This window comes from Lentiprolixibacter sp., from assembly GCF_982873095.1.
This window is the reverse complement of record NZ_CEYNTP010000222.1, coordinates 1-4,627: the sequence shown is the minus strand read 5'-3', so window position 1 is coordinate 4,627 and position 4,627 is coordinate 1. Positions and strand designations below refer to the sequence as shown.

At 45.1% G+C, this 4,627-nt stretch carries 7 protein-coding genes; all 7 read left to right on the top strand.

Annotation, left to right across the window (positions count from 1 at the left end):
* The coding region (locus AC4E7D_RS11875) for a hypothetical protein (RefSeq protein WP_490174007.1) at positions 1–201 on the top strand (201 nt) is incomplete at its 5' end.
* Positions 198–1,115: a diacylglycerol/lipid kinase family protein gene (locus AC4E7D_RS11870; protein WP_490174006.1), complete on the top strand. Its 918-nt coding sequence runs from the start codon at positions 198–200 to the stop codon at positions 1,113–1,115. The genes AC4E7D_RS11875 and AC4E7D_RS11870, both read left to right, overlap by 4 nt.
* Positions 1,116–1,255: 140 nt before the next feature.
* Entirely contained in the window at positions 1,256–1,723 is a 468-nt protein-coding gene (locus AC4E7D_RS11865) for a hypothetical protein (RefSeq protein ID WP_490174005.1), read from the top strand.
* A 297-nt stretch (positions 1,724–2,020) separates the two neighbouring features.
* Complete coding sequence (locus AC4E7D_RS11860; RefSeq protein ID WP_490174004.1) at positions 2,021–2,815, top strand: hypothetical protein; 795 nt, start codon at positions 2,021–2,023, stop codon at positions 2,813–2,815.
* Positions 2,816–2,976: 161 nt separating this feature from the next.
* Positions 2,977–3,471 (top strand): hypothetical protein, encoded by a 495-nt coding sequence (locus AC4E7D_RS11855; RefSeq protein ID WP_490174003.1) that lies wholly within the window; start codon positions 2,977–2,979, stop codon positions 3,469–3,471.
* 21 nt (positions 3,472–3,492) lie between these two features.
* Positions 3,493–3,855: a nuclear transport factor 2 family protein gene (locus tag AC4E7D_RS11850; protein ID WP_490174002.1), complete on the top strand. Its 363-nt coding sequence runs from the start codon at positions 3,493–3,495 to the stop codon at positions 3,853–3,855.
* Positions 3,856–3,923: 68 nt separating this feature from the next.
* A complete protein-coding gene (locus AC4E7D_RS11845; RefSeq protein ID WP_490174001.1) occupies positions 3,924–4,454 on the top strand; it encodes a GNAT family N-acetyltransferase in 531 nt (176 codons plus the stop codon).
* The last annotated feature ends 173 nt before the right edge of the window (positions 4,455–4,627 follow it).

The following is a 4,627-nucleotide window of genomic DNA, read 5'->3' as shown; positions in this document are numbered from 1 at the left end:
GAGAAACTGTTCGAACAGATGAAGAAGTACCTGCAGGAGTTGGAAATCTCTGCAGAAAAGTTGGTCAATAATGATATTTCCGTTGAAGCAATTGATACCATTCCCGTTCCTGAGCCATACAAAACCTGGTGGTTTGATCGATTCTATGCCTACAATCTGAATTTTGCCTACCAATCTGCCCTGCCTGTTGAAGCCGAATGAGAATTGTTTTTATCATCAACAACAAGAACAACCGCCTGGCAAAGGTACTCCCTGCAATTAAGAGCTATTGTTACCAAAACTCTCTGGATAAGGTCGAGTTCCTTTCCACCCTGAGGAGCAAACACGCCATCGAACTGGCACGTCAGGTCACCGAGAAAGGCTGTGATTACCTGATCGCTGTGGGTGGGGACGGCACCCTGCATGAAGTAGTTAATGGGGTATTGCAAAGCAAATTGCCCGCTGAAGAACACCCGGTTATCGGGGTACTCCCTCATGGTTCTGCCAATGATTTTGCCCGGACGGCGGGGATCAGCAATTCCATCGAAGCCTTGTTTTCCCTGATCCAATCTCACACTTCTCAAAAGATAGACCTCGGCAAAATAAGTCTGCAACCCTCTGGGGAAACACGTTATTTTATCAACATAGCAGGGGTTGGACTTGGCCCCGAAGTGGTGCAAAATATGGAACAATCCTCCAGTCTACTCGGCCCGGGCTATAACTATTTCAAGCAGATCATCAGGGGGTTTCTCTCCTATTCCAAAAAAGAAGTAAGCTGCACAGGTGATACCTGGCAGTGGCAGGGCAAGTTGCTGCAAATGGCGGTGGCCAACGGACGCTACTTTGGCAATGCCATCTGCATCGCCCCAGATGCCCGACTCGCCGATGGACAGTTCCAGGTGGCCATTTTCGGGGACCTGAGTATTTGGGATTACCTAAAAAACCTCGGCAAATTGAAGAACGGGTTGAAAATTAACCATCCACAAGTGAGCTACCAACAAGCCCGGGAAGTGCAACTAGGCAGTAAGCAACCTTGTGGCATCGAAGCCGATGGGGAGTATGTGGGCCTTGCCCCGGCCACGATAGGTATTTTGCCAGAAGCCATCTCCTTTCTAATGCCACCTGGCGATAAGTAGCATTCTTTCTTCCAATGCGACCCCTGACTTTGAAAACGGCATATTAATTACACAAATGCCTTAGATAAGAAAAAGTAATACAATATCACCCCCCCCTCAACGTTATCAGGTTACTTAAATCAAATTTTACAAGTTTTGTTATGAAAAAATCAAATGTATTTAGTGTTGCCACGCTTGTTTTGGCCTTGGTATTTTTTGTAGGATGTAACAAGGATGATGACACCTTTGCCAGGGTAACTGTTAACGGAACGCAACTTACGGCTAACCCTTCTGATTTCACTGTGGGAGACCGCTCTGATTTTAACGGGGACGTTGACGCTAGTTTTACGGGCAATGGGGGTACGGCTACCCGAATGTTCAGCTGGAACAATAATCTGAGTACGGCCGACTACAATGCAGACATTACCGCCACTTCTGAAGGCTCTTTCCGGATGATCGTAGAAGATTCGGAAGGTGCTGTGGTCCTAGACCGCACCATAGACGGCGCTACGGAGCCCGACAGTTTTAGTGGGGTTACCTCTCAAGGCGCTTCTGGGATATGGGTAGTGACTATTGAAGTGACCAACTTTGACGGGGACGGCAGTTTCTCGCTTAGCGAAGGCAACTAATAAAATTACCACAAGTACCTATGACCCCGTCAGCATGCCTGACGGGGTTTTTTAAACGCTGTATTCCTCAAGACTGTTTTTACTAATATAAACAGCATCCTCAACAGTAATATCCTAAATCCAATGTTTACACCAGCTAGTGCATTTCACTACCTTTGATTTAGAATTGCGACTTGCAATCTGTGAAATACATAGTGGTTATTAGGCACACTGAAAATGAAGCGTATTTCTGTATTCTTTTTGGCTTTTATCCTAATAACGTCATGCTCTGACAAGGATGACGAAAAGGAGGTTCTTTTGGAAACCATTACCAGTGCTGCGGTTGCCTTTGCCTATGAAGGCCAGGAGTTGACAGAATTCCTGAACAGTCCTGAACGGGCATATATCAGTGGCTATTTTTACTTTGAGCCCAGTCTGGCCGATGATATTGTCTTTGGACTGGATATCGAATGGTTTGAAGGGGTTGACAATCCCATCCATTTTGAAGGAGCAGACTGGATGGCATTGGCAGGCGTGCAGCGAACAGGTATTTTATGGGTGCGGTATGGAGCATCCGAAAACCTGACAGGTACACCCACCATAAACGAGAATTGGGAAATCCGGGATCTCGGACAGGAACTGCTTCCAAATAACTGGTATCAGATGACCATTACCGCCGATTTTGGAATCCGTGAATTTATCTCTGTAAGGCTTGTGGGAGGCAACCTTGATGCGGAAATCGACCTACGCGGTTTACCCCTGGACTATCCCAATTATATCCCTTTTGACAAACCCTCCCTGACCTATTACACCCACGCACTGCGCTCCCGGAACTTCTCACCGGATAATGAAGGCGGTACCAAGGTTTATTTTGACGATCTGGAACTAGGGCTGACAACTAACACAGGGAACCTGGTGCTATTCAGAAATGGTTACGAAAGTCAAAGCCAGATACAGGTAATCCCTTTGGCGTCACCAGTAATCCCTATGGATAATATAACGGAGAACCTCTGGTATTTCGAAAATGATAACGCTAAGGTCAGCATTACCAGTGAACTTGCCCGAACGGGTCAACGCGCAATGTTATGCAATGCCGATCTTGTTATCGAATAGAGGCTGTAAACTAAAACCAGTCCACATCCTGAACCCTGCTACTTATATTGCATTTCCGAAATACCTATCTTAGACAGGGGATGCCCTACTTACGATACAACTGTATTTGGCTAGCAATTGAATAAGAACAGACTCTGGTAAGTCACAGGATAATGGCCCGTTTGATCACTAACAAAAGTCGCGTTACAAGCATTATACTGGCATGGTTGATCTTCATCGGCATAGATTTCTTGTTCCATGCCTCCCTGTTTGCTGGCTTTTGGGAAGAAGACCTACCTGCACTTAAAACCTTAAACGACCTGGCTCTGTTAATCCCTGCCGGGTATTTCAGCTTTCTATTGTTGACCACATTGATCGGATTAGTGTTTTTTAAAGTCTTTTCTGAAAAACCCTCTTTTTGGACAGTTTCCAAATTCGGATTGATATTCGCAGGGTTATTTTCCCTGAGCAATGCCCTTGGACTGTATTCCTACATCGACCTTCCTTTGAAACAAATATTGGTTTTTAATTTGGTGTATTTTGTTGAAATCATCTCAGTCACTCTATTCTTGTATCATTTCTCGTTTAATTTAACCCTCAGGAAGGCGGTTGGATATACAGCTCTGATCTTTATTGGATTGGTAATTGTTGGTGTATTGATCCAGAATATGTTATAATTTGTGTAATCCCTTTGTAAAATGACTAATAAAGAAATAGCCATTTCCTTTCTTCAATTAGCAGGCTTCGGTAAAGTTGTAGAAGCCTTCCAAAAATTTACGGCTCCTGAATTTGTGCACCACAATCAATATTTCCAGGGTACGCGCGATGCCTTGATGAAGGCCATGAAAGAAGCCCATCAAAATGTCCCCAATACCGCCATCGATATTAAGTACAGTTATACAGACAGAAATACGGTGATCACGCATTCGCATGTGATCAAGGAAGATATGGAGATCGCTGTGGTTCACATTTTCCGGTTTCAGAAGGACAAAATTGTTGAGCTTTGGGATCTGGGACAGGTGATTGAAAAGGACGTACCGAACGAGCTGGGTTTGTTTTAGAATACACGGGCCAGACTCGCCAATGAAATAGAAATATCACAGCACCAGGACAAATTCATCTTTCAAAAATGGCTATTATCATTGAAACCCAACGCCTGATCCTGAGAGAGCTGCTTCTTACAGATGCGGAGGATATGCTGCGCCTGCATTCCCATCCGCAGGTCCAGCAGTATACCGGGGAGGACCTAATTACAGATTTGGAGGTGATGCGAAATACGATTGCGGCAAGGATTGAGGGATATAAAAAATACGGTTACGGCCGTTGGGCTACAGTGCTAAAAGAGGGGAGGCAGTTCACGGGCTGGGCCGGGCTGGCCTACCTGCCTGAATTTAATGAAACTGACCTGGGCTATCGTTTTTTACCGGAATTCTGGGGGCGGGGTATTGCCACGGAAGCCTCCCGGGCCATATTGTCTTATGGATTTGAACAATTAGGATTAAAAAGGATCGTAGCCATTGCCATGAAAGAGAACAAAGCCTCGATCCGGGTCATGGAAAAAACGGGGATGCAATTCTACAAATTTGCCCCTTATGAGGCAGGATGTGAAGACGCGGTATGGTACTGCTGTGATCAAAACAACATGTGCAACGCAAACTAGTAATTACCTCTTTCTTATGACTTCAACAGATGAGCTCCAACTAAGAGATGAAAACATTTTTCCGGATGAAGAGGTGCTACGGACGGTCCTTGGACCTTCCTACGAGGCGTTTACTTCTTTACTAAATCTCATCGATAAAAATGATATGGTCCAAGAATGGCGTTTTTATAAAG

Bases quoted from the DNA above. Each gene is read 5' to 3' on its own strand.
- AC4E7D_RS11850 (WP_490174002.1), top strand. From the start codon at position 3,493: ATGACTAATAAAGAAATAGCCATTTCCTTTCTTCAATTAGCAGGCTTC.
- AC4E7D_RS11870 (WP_490174006.1), top strand. From the start codon at position 198: ATGAGAATTGTTTTTATCATCAACAACAAGAACAACCGCCTGGCAAAG.
- AC4E7D_RS11845 (WP_490174001.1), top strand. From the start codon at position 3,924: ATGGCTATTATCATTGAAACCCAACGCCTGATCCTGAGAGAGCTGCTT.
- AC4E7D_RS11865 (WP_490174005.1), top strand. From the start codon at position 1,256: ATGAAAAAATCAAATGTATTTAGTGTTGCCACGCTTGTTTTGGCCTTG.